At 39.0% G+C, this 21,645-nt stretch carries 17 protein-coding genes; 5 read left to right on the forward strand and 12 right to left on the reverse strand.

From position 1 onward, the window contains the following. Position 1: 1 nt before the first annotated feature. The 3 genes from smc to C1642_RS10320 form a co-directional block, all read right to left on the reverse strand. Positions 2–3,451 (reverse strand): chromosome segregation protein SMC, encoded by a 3,450-nt coding sequence (gene smc, locus C1642_RS10310; protein ID WP_103236287.1) that lies wholly within the window; start codon positions 3,449–3,451, stop codon positions 2–4. Positions 3,452–3,461: 10 nt separating this feature from the next. Next, entirely contained in the window at positions 3,462–4,157 is a 696-nt protein-coding gene (locus C1642_RS10315; protein ID WP_001047228.1) for a GntR family transcriptional regulator, read from the reverse strand. A 248-nt stretch (positions 4,158–4,405) separates the two neighbouring features. Then, positions 4,406–5,209: a sulfite exporter TauE/SafE family protein gene (locus tag C1642_RS10320; protein ID WP_000420176.1), complete on the reverse strand. Its 804-nt coding sequence runs from the start codon at positions 5,207–5,209 to the stop codon at positions 4,406–4,408. A gap of 30 nt (positions 5,210–5,239) precedes the next feature. Here C1642_RS10320 and C1642_RS10325 point away from each other — a divergent pair, with 30 nt between their 5' ends. Both C1642_RS10325 and C1642_RS10330 read left to right on the forward strand, forming a co-directional pair. After that, complete coding sequence (locus C1642_RS10325) at positions 5,240–5,992, forward strand: biotin--[acetyl-CoA-carboxylase] ligase (protein WP_000362828.1); 753 nt, start codon at positions 5,240–5,242, stop codon at positions 5,990–5,992. Positions 5,993–6,007: 15 nt separating this feature from the next. Further along, on the forward strand, positions 6,008–6,742 hold the full coding sequence (locus tag C1642_RS10330) for a pantothenate kinase (RefSeq protein ID WP_000839417.1): 735 nt from the start codon (positions 6,008–6,010) through the stop codon (positions 6,740–6,742). 51 nt (positions 6,743–6,793) lie between these two features. On the opposite strand, the gene ffh is transcribed toward C1642_RS10330, so the two are convergent. Further along, positions 6,794–8,203, reverse strand: a complete 1,410-nt coding sequence (gene ffh / locus C1642_RS10335) for a signal recognition particle protein (RefSeq protein ID WP_000460625.1) — start codon at positions 8,201–8,203, stop codon at positions 6,794–6,796. Between the two features lie 140 nt (positions 8,204–8,343). Between ffh and C1642_RS10340 the strand changes: the two genes are divergently transcribed. Next, positions 8,344–9,153 (forward strand): cytochrome C assembly family protein, encoded by an 810-nt coding sequence (locus C1642_RS10340; protein ID WP_000624642.1) that lies wholly within the window; start codon positions 8,344–8,346, stop codon positions 9,151–9,153. Positions 9,154–9,237: 84 nt separating this feature from the next. Continuing rightward, positions 9,238–10,182 (forward strand): tRNA dihydrouridine synthase, encoded by a 945-nt coding sequence (locus C1642_RS10345; protein WP_001984199.1) that lies wholly within the window; start codon positions 9,238–9,240, stop codon positions 10,180–10,182. Between the two features lie 80 nt (positions 10,183–10,262). Here the strand turns inward: C1642_RS10345 and C1642_RS10350 are convergent, their stop codons facing one another. From C1642_RS10350 to C1642_RS10385, 7 genes are all read right to left on the reverse strand, one after another. After that, a complete protein-coding gene (locus tag C1642_RS10350; protein WP_000791869.1) occupies positions 10,263–11,216 on the reverse strand; it encodes a DUF6160 family protein in 954 nt (317 codons plus the stop codon). Between the two features lie 161 nt (positions 11,217–11,377). Continuing rightward, positions 11,378–13,789 carry a DUF6160 family protein gene (locus C1642_RS10355; protein WP_004842235.1) on the reverse strand — a complete coding sequence of 804 codons (2,412 nt, stop codon included), beginning with the start codon at positions 13,787–13,789 and terminating at the stop codon, positions 11,378–11,380. A 32-nt stretch (positions 13,790–13,821) separates the two neighbouring features. After that, complete coding sequence (locus C1642_RS10360; protein WP_103236289.1) at positions 13,822–14,547, reverse strand: DUF6160 family protein; 726 nt, start codon at positions 14,545–14,547, stop codon at positions 13,822–13,824. A gap of 15 nt (positions 14,548–14,562) precedes the next feature. Beyond that, positions 14,563–16,695, reverse strand: coding sequence for a hypothetical protein (locus tag C1642_RS10365; RefSeq protein ID WP_103236290.1), 2,133 nt, complete (start codon positions 16,693–16,695; stop codon positions 14,563–14,565). Between the two features lie 222 nt (positions 16,696–16,917). Continuing rightward, positions 16,918–18,225: a hypothetical protein gene (locus tag C1642_RS10370; protein ID WP_001248735.1), complete on the reverse strand. Its 1,308-nt coding sequence runs from the start codon at positions 18,223–18,225 to the stop codon at positions 16,918–16,920. Between the two features lie 296 nt (positions 18,226–18,521). Continuing rightward, complete coding sequence (dcd, locus tag C1642_RS10380) at positions 18,522–19,091, reverse strand: dCTP deaminase (RefSeq protein WP_000985728.1); 570 nt, start codon at positions 19,089–19,091, stop codon at positions 18,522–18,524. A gap of 114 nt (positions 19,092–19,205) precedes the next feature. Next, entirely contained in the window at positions 19,206–19,799 is a 594-nt protein-coding gene (locus tag C1642_RS10385; protein WP_000626777.1) for a LysE family translocator, read from the reverse strand. 356 nt (positions 19,800–20,155) lie between these two features. Between C1642_RS10385 and C1642_RS10390 the strand changes: the two genes are divergently transcribed. Beyond that, the gene (locus tag C1642_RS10390; RefSeq protein ID WP_103236291.1) at positions 20,156–20,722 is read left to right on the forward strand and encodes a DUF2062 domain-containing protein; all 567 of its coding nucleotides are present in this window, start codon (positions 20,156–20,158) and stop codon (positions 20,720–20,722) included. A gap of 30 nt (positions 20,723–20,752) precedes the next feature. Here C1642_RS10390 and C1642_RS10395 read toward each other — a convergent pair whose 3' ends face one another. Further along, positions 20,753–21,625, reverse strand: a complete 873-nt coding sequence (locus tag C1642_RS10395) for a 5'-methylthioadenosine/S-adenosylhomocysteine nucleosidase (RefSeq protein ID WP_103236292.1) — start codon at positions 21,623–21,625, stop codon at positions 20,753–20,755. Positions 21,626–21,645: the final 20 nt, after the last annotated feature.

The raw sequence follows: 21,645 nt of genomic DNA on the forward strand, positions 1-21,645 counted from the left end.
TCTATGACTCCGAAACTAACCCGTATTCTTTTGCCTGTTCTAAATTGACAGTGACTAATTTTGATGTACCCGGTTCAGGCATGGTTACACCCAACAAGTCAGTTGCCATGGTCATCGCCAGCTTATTATGTGTAATGTAAATGAATTGTACATGTTCAGAAAGCTCTTTTACCAAATTACAATATCTCTGTACATTCGCATCGTCGAGTGGAGCATCCACTTCATCGAGTACACAAAACGGTGCCGGGTTTAACCTGAAAATGGCAAATACTAATGCTAACGCCGTTAACGCTTTTTCTCCACCGGAAAGTAATGCTAGAGAACTATTTTTCTTTCCAGGTGGTCTCGCCATGAGCTTAACCCCAGATTGCCAGTCATCTTCCAGACTTAAACTGGCTTCACCACCATTAAAAACCTTTGGAAATAGGTTTTGCAACTCTTGATTGATCTGATCAAAAGTCGTCATAAACAACTTACGAGTTTCTTGGTCAATGCTTTTCATCGCATCTTTTAACTGAGTTACCGTATTTTCCAAGTCTTGAATTTGGTGGCTCAACTCATCAAAACGCTGAGAAACTTCTTCAAACTCTTGTGAGGCTGCCAAGTTAACCGCACCGATTTTTTCAAACTGCTTTTGTACCTTTTCCAGTTTTTGCTGGTGCTCGGTTAAATCTATTTTTAAGCCTGTTTGAAGCTCAGCATTTAGCTCTTTTAGCTGCTCTTGATAGTGCTCGCGGTCTGATTTAGCTGCTTGCCATGCTAAACGTTTGACTTCAAGCTGCTCTCTAAGCTTTTCATCTTGCTGTTGGTACTGATGGCGTTGGTCTGTGAGTGTTTGTTGCTTCTCTTGCACACTATTAAGCTCAAGCTGCCAGTCATTCCACGTCTTTTGCAACTTTTCAGTCTGAGCAAACTGTTGTTGAAATTCTGACTCAAGGTTTGGTAGCTCTAACTGAATAGGGTCAACAAACTTTTTCGCCTGTTCCATTTGAGCTGCAATTTGTTGATATTGACTCTGCAAGAATGAAATATCTTTTTCAAGCAGCTCGATTTGTTGAGTCGTCTGCGTGCTGTTACGACGTAGAATCTCGCGCTCTTGCTGTTGCTGTTGCAAGACCTGTTGCTGTTCCTCAAGCTGCTCTGTTAATTCTTCTACCTGAAATTGCAAAGTTTTATAGTCAGGTAAAATGGTTTCGAGCTTCATTGCCAATGCATGCAAATCAATTTCCAGATCATCTTTTTGCATCGCATCTTCTTCAAGCTGTGTATCTAATTGAGCGAGTTGATCTTTCAATTGCTGTTTTTGCAATAAAAATGCTTGTGCTGCGGTTTGTTGCTTGGCAATTTGTACATCAAGCTGTTGCAAGTCTTTTTGTTTTTGTTTAATGACTTGTTGTTTTTGCTGTAGGTCAACTTGTAACTGTCCTAGCTCATCTTTTTGCTGAACTATAATTTGATCTAATGCTTGTAATTCTGGTTGCTGCTTTTGAAGAACTTGTTCAATTTCGTCTAGACGAATACGATGACTGAGCATACCTTGCGCACTTTGACTTTCGTCATCATACATAAGAGCAATTACCCAATCTTGCCCGACATGATAACCATCTAAAGTCAAAATAGACTGGCCATATTGCAGTTGCTTTTGTTCATTTAAAGCATGAGATAAATCTTGTGCAATCGCTACATTCGAGAATATTGATAGCTGTGGCGATGCAATCCAATCATTCAAGCAAGTCAGGTTCCCCTTAAATTTGCTTGATTGCTCTGAAGGTTTTAACTGGCGAGCAATTCCTTCCTGAAAGGCTTGTTCAGTTTCAACAATATGTGCCTGTAACCATTTTGCTAAAAACTTTTCAATAATTTGTGCGTGTGGTTTGCCCTGCTCTGTTAACTCTAGAGCCTGCATTAAACGTAGCGTATCTTGGTTTTGCTTTGGACTTTGTTTAGCAACAAGCTGGCTTAAGTTTTTCTGCTCTGATAATAAAACCTGTATTTCTGTTTTTAACGTTTGCTGCTGGTTTTTATTTGTCTGATGCGCTTGTTGAGCTTGTTCAATACGCTGCACATACTGCTCAATTTCAGCTTCTAGCGTTGAGATTTCACGACAAAGCTGCTGCTGTAATTGCTCAAGCTCGCCTTGTTCATCTTCGTGTACTTGCGATTGGATCTGGTTTGCTTGATGTTGCAGCGTTTCTTTTTGCTGTTCAATGCGCTGTACATTTTTGCCTAATTGCTCGATTTGGGCAGACATTTGCATTTTTTGCTGCTGTTGTTTTTCAACCTGAGCTTTTACTTGCTCAAATTGTTGCTGCGCTTGCCGTTGCTGTGATTGTAAACCGGCAAAACTTTGCTCTGCTTCAGCTGCTGTATGCTCAATTGCAGTTAAAGCTTCGATTTGCTCTTCTAACTGGCTATTCAGTGTTTCGAGTTGCAATTCAGAAAGCTGTAAACGTTCTTTCGTTTGGGCTTTTTGCTGTTCTAACTGAACGAGAGTTGTACTATTTTGCTGAAATAAACTTTGTTTTTGCTCTAGAGTCATTTTCAGTTCAGACAGTTTCTTTTCAGCTTGTTGCCATTCTTGTTGTAGTGGTGAAGATTGCTGAATAAGTCTCTGAAATAAAGCACTGGTAGATTCTAAATCATGTTCAATGGTACTTAATTCTGAACGAACTAACTTAAATGTTTCCCCCAGTTCGTTCATTTGAACTGTATATTCTTCTTGTAAACGTACACTTTTCTCTGCCTGAAAAGACAAAATTTCAATTTTGAGTGTACGAATCTGGCTTTCTAATGTTTTATATTGAACTGCCGCTTCTGACTGGCGTTTAAGCGTTTTAAGCTGCGATTTTAACTCAAGCGCAATATCTTCCAAGCGTGAAAGGTTTTGCTCCGTATGTTCAAGATGTTGCAAGGTTTCGCGTCGACGCGCTTGATAGCGTGAAACACCTGCCGCCTCTTCAATGAAAATACGCATTTCTTCAGGTTTGGCATCAACCAAGCGGTTGATCATGCCTTGTTCAATGACTGCGTAAGAGCGTGGCCCTAACCCTGTTCCCAAGAAAATGTCAGTAATATCACGGCGGCGACAACGTGTACCATTTAAGAAATACTCAGATTTACCTTCGCGAGTTACCTGACGACGAACTGCGAGCTCATTATAAGCATTATAAGCTCCACCTAATTTGCCATAGGTATTGTCAAAACGCAGTTCTACACTGGCAACACCAACTGGCTTACGCTTGGATGTTCCGGTAAAAATAACATCTTGCATGCTACCACCACGCAGCTGACGAGCGTTTGACTCCCCCATCACCCAGCGGATCGCATCAATAACATTGGATTTGCCACAACCATTTGGACCAACCACTGCTGTGCGGTTCGCCTTAAAATTTAAAGTTGTACTATCTGCAAAAGATTTAAAGCCGGAAAGTTTTAAACTGCTTAAACGCATAATGCCCTAACTAGCGGCGTGAGCGTCTCGCCCAAGCCAATTCAATCTGTTTCATTCGTGTCAGCGATTCCAACACAAGGTTACGTAAGTGTCGACAAAAATCTTCCATAAATAAAGCGGCTTGTTGTGATTTTCGGATTAAAATTGCATCAGTCACGAGTTTAAATAATGCAAACGCTTCTTGTAGTTCCCGTTTAGAGGTATTTAGCGTCAAAAAATAACTACGACGTAATGATGGTAATAATTCTTTATAAAATTTCATTAAATAAGGATTACCGACCATATCTTGTTGTTCAGCAAGATATTGGAAAATAGCATCGTAGAATTTTTCAATATCGCCTGCTTTTACATGCTCAAGAAGCTGTTCTAACAAGAGTTGTAATTGATCAGCTTCATGGGCACGCCATGTTTCGCTTATGCGTTGTACAATATGCCCCAATAACATCATATTTGTATCAAACAACGCTTTGACCTGTTGTGCCGACATTTCCGAAACAATTGCACCACGACGCGGAAAAATTTCAATGAGATGCGTACGCTCGAGTAATAATAGCGCCTCACGAACTGATCCCCTACTTACGTCAAGCTCTTTAGCGATACGAAGCTCTTGTATGCGTTCGCCTTCGACCAATTCACCACTAATAATCTGTTCGCTAATATATTTGACAATTTGCTCAGAAAGACTTTCTGTCTCTTCGAGATTCATAAATCACCCGCTACTTTTTATATGCATTAATCCATGCTTTTCTTTCGCATCCTTGTTTTTAACTGATCCCATCCATTAAAAACTATGTCATTGTCTGACAATTTTATTGCATTTTAAGCCAACCCACCCAAAATCCATACACAAATCGGATGAAAAACTCACCTTTAATCTTTTCAAGTCTTCAAATAAAAAAGCTTAAACCGTGAGAGTCTAAGCTTTCTTTTCTATATATTTTTAATAAAACATTTTTAATTCATAAAACCTTTATAAATAAAATAACTGCCGACCACGACTAACAAGCAAGCAAAGCATTTTTTTAGCATTTGTGGTGACAATGCGTGTGCAACCTTGGCCCCAAGTTTAGCAGTGACAAAACTCATGACACTAATACCAATAAAAGCATAGATATGGATATATCCAATCGTATTAGGTACAGAAATGTGCTCTTTAGCACCAAACCACATAAAACCAATTGCACCTGCAATAGCAATAGGTAAACCACAGGCAGCAGAGGTCGCAACTGCTTTTTGCATGACTACGCCATGACGGTTTAAATATGGAACGGTTAAACTTCCTCCTCCAATTCCAAAAATTGCAGAGGCAATACCAATGCCACCACCTGCCATAAATTGCATAGGGGTTGAAGGAAGCTGACGTGTTGGGTCAACCACAACATGGGCTCCTTTGAACATCCGATAAGCCATCACAACAGCAAAGACACCAATAAGAAGCTGTAAATGCTGTCCAGACAAAAGGTCGGCAATACCTGCACCTAAAAAGGAACCAATCACTAGTCCCGGTGCTAAATTACGGAAAACAGGCCAGAGGACTGCACCTTTTTTATGATGAGCCGAAACTGAACTAAAGGAAGTCACAATAATGGTTGCTAGGGAGGTTCCGACTGCAATATGCATGATTACAGCGGGATCATAGTGCAACTGGGTAAAAACGACATAGAGGATTGGTACAATAATTAGTCCACCACCAACTCCAAACAGTCCGGCAGTAAAACCAGCAATTGCGCCAATGAGTAAATATATGATTAACTCCATAAATGTTTTACCACTCTGCTCATATTCAACATGGATTTAGAGACTCGCCAACTACAACAACTTTTAAGCGCAAAAAACCAGCTTCCAGAAGTGGTTTTATTAAAAGCAACCACAACTTCGACCAATGATGATATTCGTGAAATTGCCCAAAAAGGCATTACAACAGGCTTGGTTTGCAGTGCTCAACAAACTCAAGGGCGAGGTCAACATCAACGGCAATGGATTTCACCTGAAGGAAACATTTATTTAAGCACATTGGTGCAAACTCGAACACCCTTAGATGGTCGCTTAGCACTTGAAGTTGCGTTAAATATTTTGCAAATTCCACAGCTACAACCTTTGAGCCTACAAGTGAAATGGCCAAATGATTTGTATAGTACACAAGGAAAATGGGGCGGAATTTTGGTTGAACCTCTTTCCCAACATCAGGCTATTGTGGGTGTAGGTATTAATTTAAAAACCCCACCAGTCACTGATAGTGATCAACCGATCACGTCTCTAGAAGATTTAGGCCTAGAGCAAATGAGTCGTCTTGAGTTAATTTCAGAGCTTTATGTTGCAATTCAAAATGCAGCCCGCTGGTTTGATCATGGCTGTTATAACCTTGCAGGACGTTTTAACCACCATGCAGCATGGCTTAATCAGTTAGTTCAGTTCGAACATAGTCAAGGACTGGTATATGGCCGTTTCGTTGGAATCTCTAATGAAGGTGCGGTGATTCTTGAAACTCCTGAACCACAGCAGTTTTATCAAGGTCGTCTAAGACCACAAACCACTCAGTAATCAGGTATTTTTCCCATGAAAAGTTTATGGCTTGATATCGGAAACACCCGTTTAAAATACTGGATTACTGAAAATCAGCAAATTATTGAACATGCAGCTGAGTTACATTTACAGTCTCCTGCCGATTTATTACTGGGATTAATCCAACACTTTAAACATCAAGGCTTGCATCGTATTGGGATTTCTTCGGTTCTCGATACCGAAAATAATCAGCGTATTCAGCAAATTCTAAAATGGCTAGAAATTCCTGTTGTTTTTGCCAAAGTGCATGCTGAATATGCAGGTTTACAATGTGGCTATGAAGTTCCAAGTCAGCTCGGGATTGACCGCTGGCTACAGGTACTTGCTGTTGCTGAGGAAAAAGAAAACTATTGCATTATTGGTTGCGGAACTGCGCTGACCATTGATTTAACTAAAGGCAAACAGCATTTAGGCGGTTATATTCTGCCAAACCTTTATTTACAGCGTGATGCGCTGATTCAAAATACCAAAGGTATTAAAATTCCCGATTCGGCTTTTGATAATCTAAATCCAGGCAATAACACCGTAGATGCAGTACATCATGGTATTTTACTGGGCCTCATTAGTACGATTGAAAGCATTATGCAACAATCACCTAAAAAGCTACTCCTCACAGGTGGCGATGCTCCTCTTTTTGCAAAATTTCTACAGAAGTACCAACCTACTGTTGAAACAGATCTTTTACTTAAAGGGTTGCAACAATATATTGCATATCATCCTAAAGATTAATAAATACTCTACAAAATAAAAGGCGCTCTGGGCGCCTTTTATTTTATATTTTTATTTCTTTTGGTCATTGTTCCCAAACAGTGGTCCCATACCACCACCACCGCCAAATTGTTTTTGCATATTGCCTAATGAGCGCATCATTTTGCTCATACCAGATGGATTCGCAAACTTCTTCATCATTTTAGCCATTTGTGCTTGTTGCTTAATGAGTTTATTCACTTCAGCTACATCCATACCACACCCAGCTGCAATACGTTTTTTACGGCTTGGGTTCATCAGGTCTGGATTACGGCGTTCCTTGATGGTCATTGACTGGATAATAGCTTCCATTTTCTTGACCTGCTTTTCAGGATTCGCCTGCTCAATTGCTTGCTGAATTCCTGCACTACTCATGCCTGGCAACTTGTCTAAGAAGCCCATCATGCCGCCCATCTTCTTCATTTGCTCAAATTGCATCAGCATATCTTCAAAGTTGAAGCTGCCACCTTTTTGCAATTTTTTCGCCATTTTTTCGGCTTTTTCTTTGTCGATTTTACGTTCCACTTCTTCGACTAAAGAAAGTACGTCACCCATACCTAAAATACGTTGAGCAACACGGTCCGGATGGAATGGCTCTAAGGCATCAAGCTTTTCGCCCATACCCAAAAACTTGATTGGCTTACCGGTAATAGCACGTACAGAAAGTGCCGCACCACCACGCGCATCACCATCAGTTTTAGTAAGAATCACACCTGTAAGCGCTAAAGCATCATTAAAGGCTTTTGCTGTATTTGCAGCATCCTGACCTGTCATGGCATCAACCACAAACAAGGTCTCAGTCGGCTTAACTGCTGCATGTAACTCTTTAATTTCGTCCATCATGTCTTCATCGACATGTAAACGACCCGCTGTATCGACAATCAACACATCAGCAAACTGGATTTTTGCCTGTTCAATTGCACGGTTAACAATATCAATTGGTTTTTCAGAAGGATCTGATGGAATAAAGCCTGCACCAACTTCTGCTGACACAGTTTCTAACTGTTTAATCGCTGCCGGACGATAAACGTCGGCAGAAACGGTCATTACTTTTTTCTTTTGACGTTCTTTTAAGAAACGTGCCAGCTTGGCTGCTGTAGTTGTTTTACCTGCACCTTGTAAACCAGCAAGTAATACCACAACTGGAGGCTTAGCACTTAAATCCAGTGTTTCATTGGCCTCACCCATCATCTTGGTGAGTTCATCATAGACAATTTTTACAAATGCCTGGCCTGGAGATAACTGCGTCATCACTTCTTGGCCCAATGCCTCTTCCTTAACTTTCGCGATAAATTCACGAGTTACAGGTAACGCGACATCGGCTTCAAGAAGAGCCATACGTACTTCACGTAAGGTATCTTTAATATTGTCTTCGGTCAGCTGCCCTGAGCCAGTAACATTTCTTAAACTCTGCGTGAGTCGTTCTGTTAAGGTATCAAACATTGCAAAATCCGCTTAAAATGGCTAGTTGCAAAAAAATCTTTCTCGAAATAGAAAATTTATGCATAGAATGCTATAGGATACTTTAGTTCGCAGCGAATTTATATCTTATCTAGATGAATTAATCCTGAAAAAGGTTTGACATGATTAGCCTCCCCTTGGTTTACACAATTTTGGCACTCATCGCATATACCACTTCTTTCTGGTATCTGTTCATACGTTTAATGTCAAAACGTGAACCAAACCCATGGTTATTTGCTTTTGTTACGACCTTAGCACTGCTGTTACATGGCACAGTTTTATGTCATGCCATGCTGACGCCATCAGGAATTAACTACGATGTTTTTAATCTGGTGTCTTTTACATCAGGACTTATGTTGTTGTTAAGCTTAGTTTTTAGTACTTTCCGTCCGATTGTACCGTTAAACTTGCTCGGCATTCCTGTAGCAGCGATTGGTCTTATTTTAGGTTTTGCATTTAGCCGTCCCGATCAGTTTATTGAACAGCATTCATTAGGTTTAGATACTCATATTATTCTTTCACTTTCTGCTTATGCTGTTTTACTGATGGCAACCATACATGCGATCTTGATATGGTTCCAAAACCGTGAACTCAAAAAGAAACAAAAAAAACGTATTTGGGTCAATTTACTTCCATCCATTCAGGCCATGGAGTCTTTATTATTTGACCTCATCATTACTGGTTTTATTTTATTAACTATTGCTCTCGCGTTTGGTTTCTTAACAGTTGATAGCTTCTTTGCCCAGCATCTCGCTCATAAAACCGTATTTAGTATTATTTCATGGTTTATTTATGGCTCTTTATTGATTGGCCACTATAAACTTGGCTGGCGCGGACAAAAAGCGATTCGTTTTACCTTAATTGGTTTTGCATTATTAGCGATCGGTTTTATTGGCAGTAAATTTGTGCTTGAGATGATATTGGGCCGATAAAACAATTAAAATTTCAGCACTACTAGACAGCGTTATACATATCCCGTATAACGCTGTTTTTGTTTTGCTCAGGTGACTCAGACTGTGAAACTCATACTCGCTCCAATGGAAGGTTTAACTGACCCGATCATGCGGGATACACTCACATCTGTTGGTCACTTCGACTGGTGTGTAACCGAGTTTATTCGCGTTACAGACAGTATTTTGCCAGACCATATTTACTATAGTTTTTGTCCTGAACTTAAAAACGATGGTAAAACAGCTGCGGGAACACCCGTGCATGTTCAGTTCTTAGGCAATAATCCAGAGATGCTTGCAGCAAATGCGGCAAAAGTCGTTGAACTGGGTGCTCCTGCAATCGACCTTAATTTTGGTTGTCCTGCAAAAACCGTCAATCGACATCGAGGTGGTTCGGTACTTCTTGATGAACCAGACGTAGTACATATGCTGATTAAGGCAGTCCGTGATGCAGTACCTGCGCACATCCCTGTTTCAGCAAAAATGCGTTTAGGTTATCTAGATGAAAACCACACCATGGAAAATGCCCATGCAGTTGAAGATGCGGGTGCAAGCTGGTTAACAGTACATGCTCGAACTAAAGCAGATGGTTATACGCCACCAGCTTATTGGGAAAAAATTCTACCGATTAAAGAAGCTTTAAAAATTAATGTGATTGCTAACGGCGAAATCTGGACCAATGCTGATGCTAGAGCTTGCCAGCAACAATCTGGCTGTGAAGATTTAATGATTGGCCGTGGTGCAGTGACTACTCCAGATTTAACACAATGTATTCGCCAAAATATGGATGAAGCACTGTTTACTTGGGAACAACTGGTTGACTTACAAATACGTTTTTTAAATGGTCAAGCAAAAACAGAAATTGGGATGGTTGGCCGTTATAAGCAGTGGTTAGGTATGATGACAAAAGCCTATCCTCAAGCGAAAGAATTATGGGACCAAGTGAAACGCATTAAAGCTTTAGATGAAATTGTTCAGCAGCTAGAGCAAACCAGTTCTTCTCGTATTTAATCACTCAAACAAAAGAGAGCGATTGTTTAGACAACCGCCCTCTTTTGGTATTTCAGGTTAAGTAATTATTAATTATTTTTTTAAAAGCCACTTACTTTCATTTTAAAGTCGGTCACCGAAGCACCCGTAACTCCAAAACTCCCCATAGACCCATTGGGCAAATTATTAAATGTTGTTGTACTTTGTGTACCTAAATTTCCTAAAGTCACATTGTTAAGTGATGCATCAAATTTACTAGATACACCTATATTTCCAAAGGTAAGTCCTGTCGGGTCAACCCCAGCATAAAATCCATCAAGAACAAAACCCGTTGACGCATTCGTACCTGCAAATTTAAACCCAAATGTAGCACCCGTGTTATCTGAAACTAAAGTAATCGGGCAACCAGATGCGGCAGAACAAATCGATTGAATAGCTCCTCCGAATTTAACCATAACCGACTGAGCAGCATGTCCCAGTTGAATATTTAAACGGGGCTTATTGGTTTGTACAAAGTTAATATCAAGATTACCAGTAGAACGAATCAGCTCTTTTACCCCGGTATTCACCGTTGTGCCCGAACTAAAAATTGATTTTGGTGCATAACTTGTTAATGCATAATCGGATGGGCTAGATAAAGATGTACTTGGTGCTAAATAAACTGAAAATGGTAAAAGCCGAATACCATTTACGTCACTCCCCATCGTGACAGCTAAATTTAAAAAAGGATTTCCACCACCAGCATCGGTATCGATTGCAATATTAAAAGAAGGATTTGTAGATACAGCAGCTTTAATAAACTCTATGCCAGGAACCGGATTAGTAGAGTTTCCTGCAATGACAAGACCTGCTTTACTGTTGTAAGACGTAGATGCAATACCGTTCGTATCAATCAAGGCGACTTGATTAAATTTAACTTGATCGGCCTGAATACCTAGGGTTAAACCATTTTGACCCGTCGCAGCTGCGAGACTTTGATCATCCAAAGGTTGCATCGCGCAAACACTTGAACTACCGGCAAGTAACAGCCAGCACCCTATATTTTTATTTTTCATGTCGCTCTAATCCTTAAGAGACAAACGTTTATTATTTGTTCAGACTATCAGAATAATATTTAAGTACAAAGCAATTATCTCTATAACCCGACGAATGCAAATCCAATCACACTAAACTAAAATTTATATAAAAAAGTGACGTTAAACGTCACTTTTATTGATTAGTTAAAGGCGCCATTTCTAGGCACAATGCTAAAGCTACTATTTAGACGTCCACCCGTAATTGCAAGCTCACCTAAACGTGCTCCTGCACCTGTTGAAGGTGGATAGAAATTAATATCTTTCACACGTAATGCGCCGTCAATACTCTTATCAGGGTTAAAATAAACCGCGGTATTTACGCCAACTTTACCTAAACCACTTGCGGTATCTTTGCCCACAACTAAAGCGGTATTAAACGCTAGCTTTCCAGTAATATTGTCAAAACCAATTGCAGAACCATCAATCGGGTCACTAATTTGTACAGTATTTCCAGTTGCTGTCGCAGGCATTGTAAAATCGCCGAGTACAGTTAAAGCACTACCATCTGCAATTGAACTATTCGGCACTATCGATAAATTAAGATCGCCGCCTAAACGTAGTTTTAAACCAAATAAGACATCATTATTTTTGGCAAAGTTATCGATTGGCGAAGTACAAGATCCTGCTGCCGGACAAGTTTTATATTTAGCTCCTGGTAAATAACCTGCTGCAATTTCGGTTGATAAAGCAAGTAACATATCTTTTAAACCGATATTTAAACTGCCATTTTCTAAACCAATAGTGCCATTGCCTTTGAGGAACATATCAATATTACGTAACCCCATATAATAATCGGTAGGGTTGCCCGCATTATTAGCATTTGGAGAACCATCAATTAATAAAATTGAAGTTGTTTTAGTACCGCCTGCATCTCGACCTGTCGTTCCGACAGCTATACCAAAACCTAAGCGTGAAGTTGTACCAGATGTTGCAACTAAATTTTGAATCGGTTTACCGTTGGCATCTTTTGTATAGTAATAAGCACCATTTGCAGGCGCATCTACACCATAGACAGCGGCATTCGCATTTAAATTATAAAAAGGTAATGCCAAACCCCACTGGTTATTTAAACCATTATCTGCAAATTGATTAGCAGCAGCGACATTTGCACTGGTGGTAAAACGACCTCGTCTTGAAAATGCCTGAAACTCTGCTCCACGCATGGCAAGAATTAAGCTAAATGGATTAGTCACCGTATCACGATGAATATTATGTTGATAATCGGCAGCAGTGGTTAAAGTGCCTGATCCTAAACGAATTGCATTTAGTGTTGCGTTATTTGGCATTAATAAGGTTTTTGTATCAGCAAGATTTAGATAAATATTTCCGCTGTCAAAATAACCGCGTGTAGCCGAGTTCAGCCCCGTTAAATTACCGAATTCAAAACCATAAGCATTCAGACCTGCACCACCAATTTCCAAGGTAGTTGCTTTACCATCTGAACCTAACATCGAATCATTATCTTTAGTGAACTCCCCTTTCATACGAAAGGCAATTCCAGAGTTACCTAAAATACTATTACTTGATCCCGTACCTGAAGCTGTATTAGCAGTACCTAATGTTGTTTTATCTGAAGAGCCATCCATACCACGGACTTGTAAGTAACTATTGACCATACGGCCGCTAGCACCTAAACGAATCAAGCCTTTAGAATTCTGTGGGCTATTTGTCGTGTCTAGGGCATAAGGACTTGACTTATCAACATTTGAGCTAAGCATTACCTCAATATTTAGACCTGAATTGGTTACTTTCCCACTACTGTCTACATATGTACCAGCAGTTAAACCAGAAGCAGAATCGGCGACACGATTAAAATCGACATAGCCATAGGTACTATTTGGAGTTTGCCCAACCGCAGCAGTATTATTCCCTGTATTAGTTTGTAAGACTATGCCACGGGTAGGATCAATAAACATGACGCCTTTACCAACAAAATTAAAGTTAAAATTCTTTAATATCAATTGATTTAGCTGACTACGCGCGTCTAATTGCCCTAAATAAATATTTGCATTATTTAGACCAAGCGTCATGCTTGACTGACTATTCGGGCTAAATAAACCATCTTGAGTAGTAAGAGCCAAGTTTAAAGGCGAAGTTGTTTGTATAGCCAACTGTCCTAAAGTAGGTGAACAAGCAGCCGAACTATTACAGACTTTGACGCTATTTACAGTAATAAGCGAGGGACTACTTTGCATAGAAAAATCGACCCCTGCTTTACCTGTAGTCGCATTACTTCCTACGTCTAAACGGTAGTTTGTACCTAAAGCTTGTGTAGAGGCATTACTTTTTTGTATTTTTACACCACTCGCTTGAGCTCTTAAAATTTGATCAGCACTTGTTGGTGTGCCTGCATGGTCGTCCCAATAAGCATTATCAATATTGATTTCGTTGAAAGTCGTTTGTATCGAGATTCCATCTTGACCATTGACCGCACTCAAATCGGCATCTGTTAACGCTTCTAAAGCAAAAACCTGTCCGCTCACTAACAACATACTGGCTGTTAATGTATTTAAAATAAACTTTGAGCCGTGACTTTCTTTATTTTTGTTCATCACTTCAGTTCCTTTGAAATCTACATTAACCTTTAACAACGTGGATGGCTACCATCACAGCTAAAGACCATGACTTTTCCTTGAATTGCTAAGTTGCCATTCATCATTAAGCCCATAAAACCTGTTTCACGACCGTAGTCATACGCCGATGGGGTCGCAGTAGCCACTTGCTGGTTCGCACTATTAGCAGTCGCTGCATAAGTTGTTTTTTTGAAATATGCATAATCATACATATTTGCACTCGAGCCTTGCGTTGTTGTTGAGCTCGTAAAGTTATCTTGCTCAATTGACAGGGCATTAAAGCCAAAGTTACGAATTAAAATTGGCTGTGCTGCACTAAAACTAAGTTGAATAGCCGGTTTTATAATTTCAGTATTACTTTTATCAAGATACTTTAAATCAGCGCCATCTAAACCCATTTTTTGAATATTTAAAGTGCCTTGTACACCTTTAAATACTAACCAAAGTTTATTACCGCTATCACTATTTTCAGCCCAACCACTTGGCTTAGTCGTGTCTGCTTGCACAAAACGTTTGTTAATTGCTAAACCAATATGACAGAACTCTACCTTTTCACAAACGCCACCACTGCCATTATCAAATATACCGTTACTGGTCTGGTTTAAATTAAGCATGAGTGATAAATCAGCACCAGCTTGGCCATTAATTGCCTGTAATGCATCATTATCCAAGGTTTGTAACTCTGCATGAGTCACAGTTGCACAAAGAGCAAAGAGCAAAGCAGTTATTTTTTTCATCGCGTTACTCTCCTCTTATAAACCTTTTGTGGTGAGCTTTAAATGTTGAATTAAAACACCATCAATAACAGCTGAACCTAAATTGTTTAGAGGACTAATATTGGATAATGCAGGTGCCTGATTGGCAGTTGGAATCACATAGCCTGTGGTGCCATTCCTACTTCCAATTAAATCATTGACAACAGCATTTCTTGATGTGAGCCATGGAATAGCAGAATTATTCCAATCTCGGTTTAAAACAGTTCCATACATTGGGGTTGAACCTGATTTGTTGGTGCATCCTAATAGACTAGAACACTGTGGTGCATCTGCTGGTTTAGCTGTTGGATCCGTAATTACCCAAGTGCCTGTTCCTTTGTTATATTCCCACTGATATAAATAACCAGCAGTTTTATAACCACAGTCTGAATTAAATAAACCACAACTATATTCCTGATTCCATGTTTGAGTATTCTGTTGTCTTTGCTTAAAACGAACTTCTGTCATAGTTGCCGAGGTAGTTCCAGACACAGAATTGTTCAATGACACTAGACTACCAGCGGAGGTTCCAGAAACTTGCGTACCTGTTGAAATTAAGCGCCCAAATGAAACCCCAATAGCTCCTTCACTTGTATCTGCTAGCAAGGTTTTTCCATTATCAGGACTATAGACCGTACCAATTGCGATACTACTATGCGTTGGGTTAGCACAAGAGTAAACATTACAAGTAGAACCTTTATAAGTCGTATCAGCACCAGTATAGTCAGTATAGACCTGTTTATATATTTCTGGCTTATTGGCAATTCTCGCAATTTCTATACTAAAGTTTTTACCATCAGTCCCTAAAATAACGGGTTGATATAAATTACCTAATACTAAATTAATATTTGGATTGTATAAATATAAACCCTCACTATCAGCAAATTTCGGTGCTATAGCACCAGTAGAATCCAATGCTGGTGTATATAACTTGTTTGATGTATTTGGTGAATCTGAAGTTTCACGGGTACTAAATCGTAAGACTTTACTCGTATCGTTAAAGGAATTACGCGTCTTACTTGATGTTCTTGTATCTGTTCTTGTGCGATTTTCTACGTAATAACGACATCCACGTAATGTGCTAAAGCTTCCCGTTCCACTATTACCACAATCTCCAGTGCTACTCGTGCTTAATGTAGAATTTGCGCCTGCATGTACCGTTTGCCAACCATTATTGGTACTCGATGCATATGTCTGGGTTTGACTCGTAACGTTTTCAGTCACTATACTGGTATTTTTACTATCACCTGTATTTAAGCGGACTAGGCCAGACATACCTAAAGTATTATTGTAAAAGGGGCTCATTCCACCTGTAGTAGTTGCTCCACCTAAAGTTTGAAACATACTAATCTGGCTGCCATTCAGACTAAAGCCATTTAAAACACCTTGTAAGCGCAATCGGTTAGCCCGATTTGTATCAATACTGGTACCAATTAATCCATTACTATCGCCATACTGGAACTGTGCTAAAGAGCCATCTGTAGTCGCTACAATATTAGGATTCCGTACAAAGGCATCAGCCCATAATCCTAATTTTAAATTATATGCATCAGCTCCTTCTGCACCATCAATTGTTGGTTGATATAAAGGAGCCTCTAAAGATAAATATGTTACAGGGTAAAGAGAACTATCCGTTGTACTAAAATTAGGAACATTCGTAGCAGTTTTTACCTTAAATATCCAAGGATTGGCTGCTGTGCCCCAACTCGAAATCGCTGCTGCTGTTGCAGTATTGGCAATACGTGAGTTTGCATCACCGTCCGATTTGGAAAGTGCTAAACCATAAAGAAAGATATCAGCTTTACCTACTGCGCGGTCTTCTGGCCCCACAGTGCCATTACCACTAGTATCGGCAGCAGCCACACTCAAGGGTCCTACAGGCACATAGTTAATAGAGCCTATATCTTTACTACGATCAGTAATAATTTGACTTACAGATTCATTTGGACCAGCACCACGAAATACCATAAATGCATTTTGAGGTAATATTGCAATACCTTCGCCTGTAGTTTCACTTAAACCGGCATCAGAAAGTTCTTCAAGAGCAAAGCTAGATTGACTTAAACAGAGTCCAATTAAGCTTGCTAAAACGGTTTTTTGAAAACCGACCGTATAATTAAGTGTAGTCATCATGACCTTCCTGTTTTATACGATGCCGCGCACCATATTTCTTTTTCTTGAACAGTCCTTGAGGCAAGATGAAATTATTTCCTTTTTCATCTCACTAGGGGCAAACTCTAAAAATTGCCAATCTTTCCACATTTCCATTATGCTGAATATTTACTCAAATGCAAAATTAAATCAGCAAAAACGCTTTTTTCCGATGAATGAAAATATTGATTTTTAGCTCAACTAACAGAATTTCAAAGAGCCATAACAGTTAGCTGAGAAATTTTGTTTTTGTAAGACAACATTAGTTAAGGTCATAGAGGCTGGCGTTTTTCCTGTTAAATCAACTGTCCCTACAGGAAGATTCCCTACTATTAAACAGTTAGCTGCTAAAATTCCACATTCTACTGCGTGACCTGGACTATTTAAGTAAGCACTTACTTGCCCTAATGCATCAACAATTGTAGAAAGTGCAATATCAACGCTACCTGTAGGAGTAATTTGGCCGATATCAATTGGATTTGTGAGTTCTAGCCACCACCCAGTCTGTGCAGTAGAAGCAGCTTCAGGCCATAGAATATTTACCCCCTGTACGGAAAGATACCCTGCGGATCCATTTAATTGTGCAGCATGGAAATAACCCAGACTTTGTTTAATTGCTACATTAACATCTAGATTATCTACAGAACCTGTTACATTACCAGAAATAGGAATAGGAATTCCAAGTACTGAAGCTGTAGCATTTAGGGTCCCACTAATAGCCAGACCGCCGACTGTAGCTGTCGCTTTTAAATTAGCCGTATTTATACGTTTACCCGTAATAATCTGTTCCCCCATCGACAATGTACCCGTACCTACACCTAAATTTAAGTTATATGCAGTGGATGTAAAAGGAACCGTGACACCCTGTCCTAGAACAGTTGCTCGACCAGTAATTGCTGTGTTTGTTTCATCTTGAGTAATACCATAGTAAGGATTCGTTGTCACAGTCCCGCCTGTTGGTTTAGTAATTAAGTAACCACTCAAAGAATTAATACCACTCGCAGCATCGCCATTTTGCAAACCAAAGGTAAGTAAACCCGAAAGCGATTTAGCACTTAATCGGAAACCTTGTATTTCACGTGTAGACGCTGAATTCGGGTTCTTAACAGCGAACTCTAAAAATGGATTAGTAATAACTGCTGAAGAGGCAGCACGTTCAGCACTGGTACTATCTACAGTACCACCACTTAAGCTTAAATAATCGATATCAATATCACAGGCCCCTGCTCCATTGACACCACCACAACCTAACTGTAATTTTTTAATATTGGCATTCAGTTCTAATTGGGCATCTAGAGCAAGTCGATAGAAGCCCATGTTTCCGTTAGTATTAGAATTACTTGCAGCATCGGTAGGCGCAATATAGGACATACTCATCAAGGCTTGACCACGAGTAGCTGACAACTCAGCATCAGACATTGGAACTAAGGTAGAACCAGCATAAGCTGAAGAAAAGCATAAACTTCCGAGTGCTAATATCGCAACCTGAAGAGACGTAAACTGTCGCATGACCGACCTCCGTATCCTTGGGGGCATAATCTAATTTCTTTTTATTTGGCTTCTTTTTCTTTAATGTACTCTTAAACTAAATACATAAGAAAAATACCGATATTTACGATTTCGCTTCTTTTTAATTTGTGTGATCCACATCAAAGAAAAAAATCAATTCTTGATCATTTTATATCATTTTTTACAAAAGAAAACGTACCTTATTAATATTCCGATAAACGTCACTTTTTAAGGTATATATAAAAAATAGGCCACTTAAAGTGACCCATTTTTAAAGCTCATCTATTTTTAACAATTTATGTCTTAGGAAGTGTAACCCCAGTTTGGCCTTGGTATTTACCACCACGATCTTTATAAGAGGTCTCGCATACTTCATCACTTTCGAAAAATAGCATTTGTGCTACACCTTCACCCGCATAAATACGCGCAGGTAAGTTCGTGGTATTTGAAAATTCTAAAGTAACGTGCCCTTCCCATTCTGGTTCTAAAGGAGTGACATTTACAATAATACCGCAACGTGCATAAGTTGATTTACCAAGGCATACAGTCAAAACATTACGTGGAATACGGAAATATTCAATTGTACGCGCTAGAGCAAATGAATTAGGCGGAATAATACAAACGTCAGACTCAATATCGATAAAACTTTTTTCATCGAAATTTTTTGGATCAACAATTGCAGAATGTACGTTAGTGAAAACTTTAAATTCGCGGGCACAGCGTACGTCATAACCATAGCTAGAGACCCCGTAGGAAATCAATTTTTCGCCATTCTTATCAAAACGGACTTGATTCTCTGCATAAGGTTCAATCATGCCGTGTTTTTCGCTCATCTCGCGAATCCAACGATCAGACTTAATAGCCATGTATTTTCTATCCAAAAGGTAATTTCATTGATTGCGACGTACTTTAACGTAAAAAAGCAATTATGAAAACAATGGCGGCTACTCTTATCGCTAAGAATAGCCCGGAATAAATTTTTAAAGATTTAATAAAGCAGAATAGCTAATTGGAATTGAGAAACTAACTAAAACCAACGAAGCTGTTCTTTGTAAATTTGATTGATTTAACCAACGTACTTTATTTGCAGCCAAGACTGACCCTAAAAAAATCCAGAATAAGGCAATCGGGGTAATTAAAGCTAAATAAGCCAGCATATGAATGAGATAAATATGAAAATTAGTCCACGCTGCAACAGGGAAAATCGCTGAAGCAAAAAGTAATGCTTTAGGATTTAGTAAAGTTGCACAAAATAATTCACGTGGGCGAATAGTTGGCTGATCTAGTTCAAGCTGTTGATTTGCCGTGTGCCATAATTTAATTGCTAAAAAAATAATATAACAAGCACTGAGCAATTTAAGTATAGGAGGTAATAAAGGAAGCGTTGCAGAAACTTTCCCGATTAACATTCCCCAAGCTGAAATCGAAATCACATACCCTAGAACTTCTGCCGGAATTAATTTAGCAGATTTTTTAAGACCTACTTGTACTCCTGATGATGCAAGTAAAGTATTTGTTGGGCCAGGGGTAAGTAAAATAGTGGCAACCAAGCCAATAAAAAGCCATGAAATCATTGAATGACCTCACAATGTAGTCATCTCAGATTAATAGATATTATTCTAGAAGGCAAAATCTAATTGTAAGACAATTTTTTAACATCTTAAGAAATAAAATTTAAAAATTATTTATAAACAATAATTTATTAAAATTTTATTAATTCTAAGCTAAAAAACTATAGAGTCAGTTACAGCGTTTTACGTACCAAATTGTATTTAAGTAATATAAGTATTTTTATTTTAAATCTATTTTTACATTAAAAAGGCCTATAATAAATTATTACCGCAGTAAGTTTAATTTTTAAGCTTTTAATAAGTTTCAATTAATATATTGTTTCTTTGTGTTTATATGAGCCCATACGCTCTACTATCCTATGATTATGGCAAAGCAATTTTTTCAATCTTGGCTTCCTTCTCCAGAGAAAGTTTCAAATATGAAATTTTTAAGGATTTTCGGGCAAAAAACCCTTAATCCTGTGCTTTGGTATGTCAACCGTAAATCTATTACTCGCGCCGTTTTTGTAGGGACTTTTTTCGGTTTACTGCCTATACCCTTTCATAGTGTATTTATTGTTATGGCAGTTTTACTGTTTGAAGTTAATTTACCTATTAGCTTAATGCTTGCTTGGCTCAGCAATCCTCTTACATTAGCACCTATTTTATATATTGGTTTCTGGTTTGGTGCCCATATTTATCATGTACATATGATAAATAAGAAAATGCTTTTAGGGGTGCTTCACCAGATTTCACGTTGGATTACGCATTTTGGTCATGGTCATATCGATTTGAGCCTCGCTAAAATTTTAATATCAGGTCTCATTGTCGAAGCGTTTGTATTTGCAACCATACTATATATAGTGACTGAGGTTTTTTGGCGTTGGATGGTCATTCGAAACTGGAAAAATAGAACAAGTCATAAAAAACAAGAAGACGCTCTATAAGAATTCATCTTCTTGCCTAAAATTATATTGTTATTTTGGTAGTTTAGATTTCATATATTCTTCCGCTACGTTAAGCACGTAGTCTTGGCAAGCTTCTCCTGTACCAGGGTCATAAGCCCCGTTATTTGTAATATTATTAGATAAAATTCGAATTCCTAAAAACGGAACATTAAACTGGCTTGCGATTTGCGCAACAGAAGCCGCTTCCATTTCTTCAACTGAGGTACCATAACGCTCATGGAAAAATTGAATTCGGTCAAGTTCATTATTCCACACATCTGCCGAGCCAATTGTTCCTTCAACCACCTCACCTTTGTCATAACGTACTTTATGTGCCGCCATTAATAGCTCTTGGTCACCTTCAAATTTGCGAATTGCAATAGGCTCAGGCTCAGATTCTTCTGTCGGTAAAACATCAAAAGCTTCAACCCATGTAAGTGAGTTTGAACCACCACCTAATGGCTGTTTAGGCGTTCTAAACGCCCCAATATTGGTTGCATATTTTCCTAAAACAATATCGTAAACATGAAGATCAGGATCGTGCCCCCCTGCTGTTCCCTGGTTAATAATGGCAATCGGTTTATAACGTTCAATTGCCAAAGCAGTTGCGGCAGCAGAGTTACTCATTCCCATACGTGTTTTAGAAATAATCATTGGATAACCATTGTAGGTTCCTTTCCAAAAGGTCCAGCCACCTATTTTTTCAACAGTTTTATTTTCTAACTTTGAAGCCATTCTTTCCGACTCTACGGGTAAAGCACCCTGAATAATAATCGGCTGTAACTTCTGTTTTTGCTCCTGAACGGTTGGTGTTTGTGAAACTGATGAGTTGTCATCATTACATCCAACTAAAAATAAAGCGCTACATAAACTGATTACGCCCAAACTATACTTAAATTGCATTTTCCACCTGTTTCTTTGAA

Source organism: Acinetobacter sp. AKBS16, from assembly GCF_002899995.1.
Lineage (GTDB): Bacteria > Pseudomonadota > Gammaproteobacteria > Pseudomonadales > Moraxellaceae > Acinetobacter > Acinetobacter baumannii.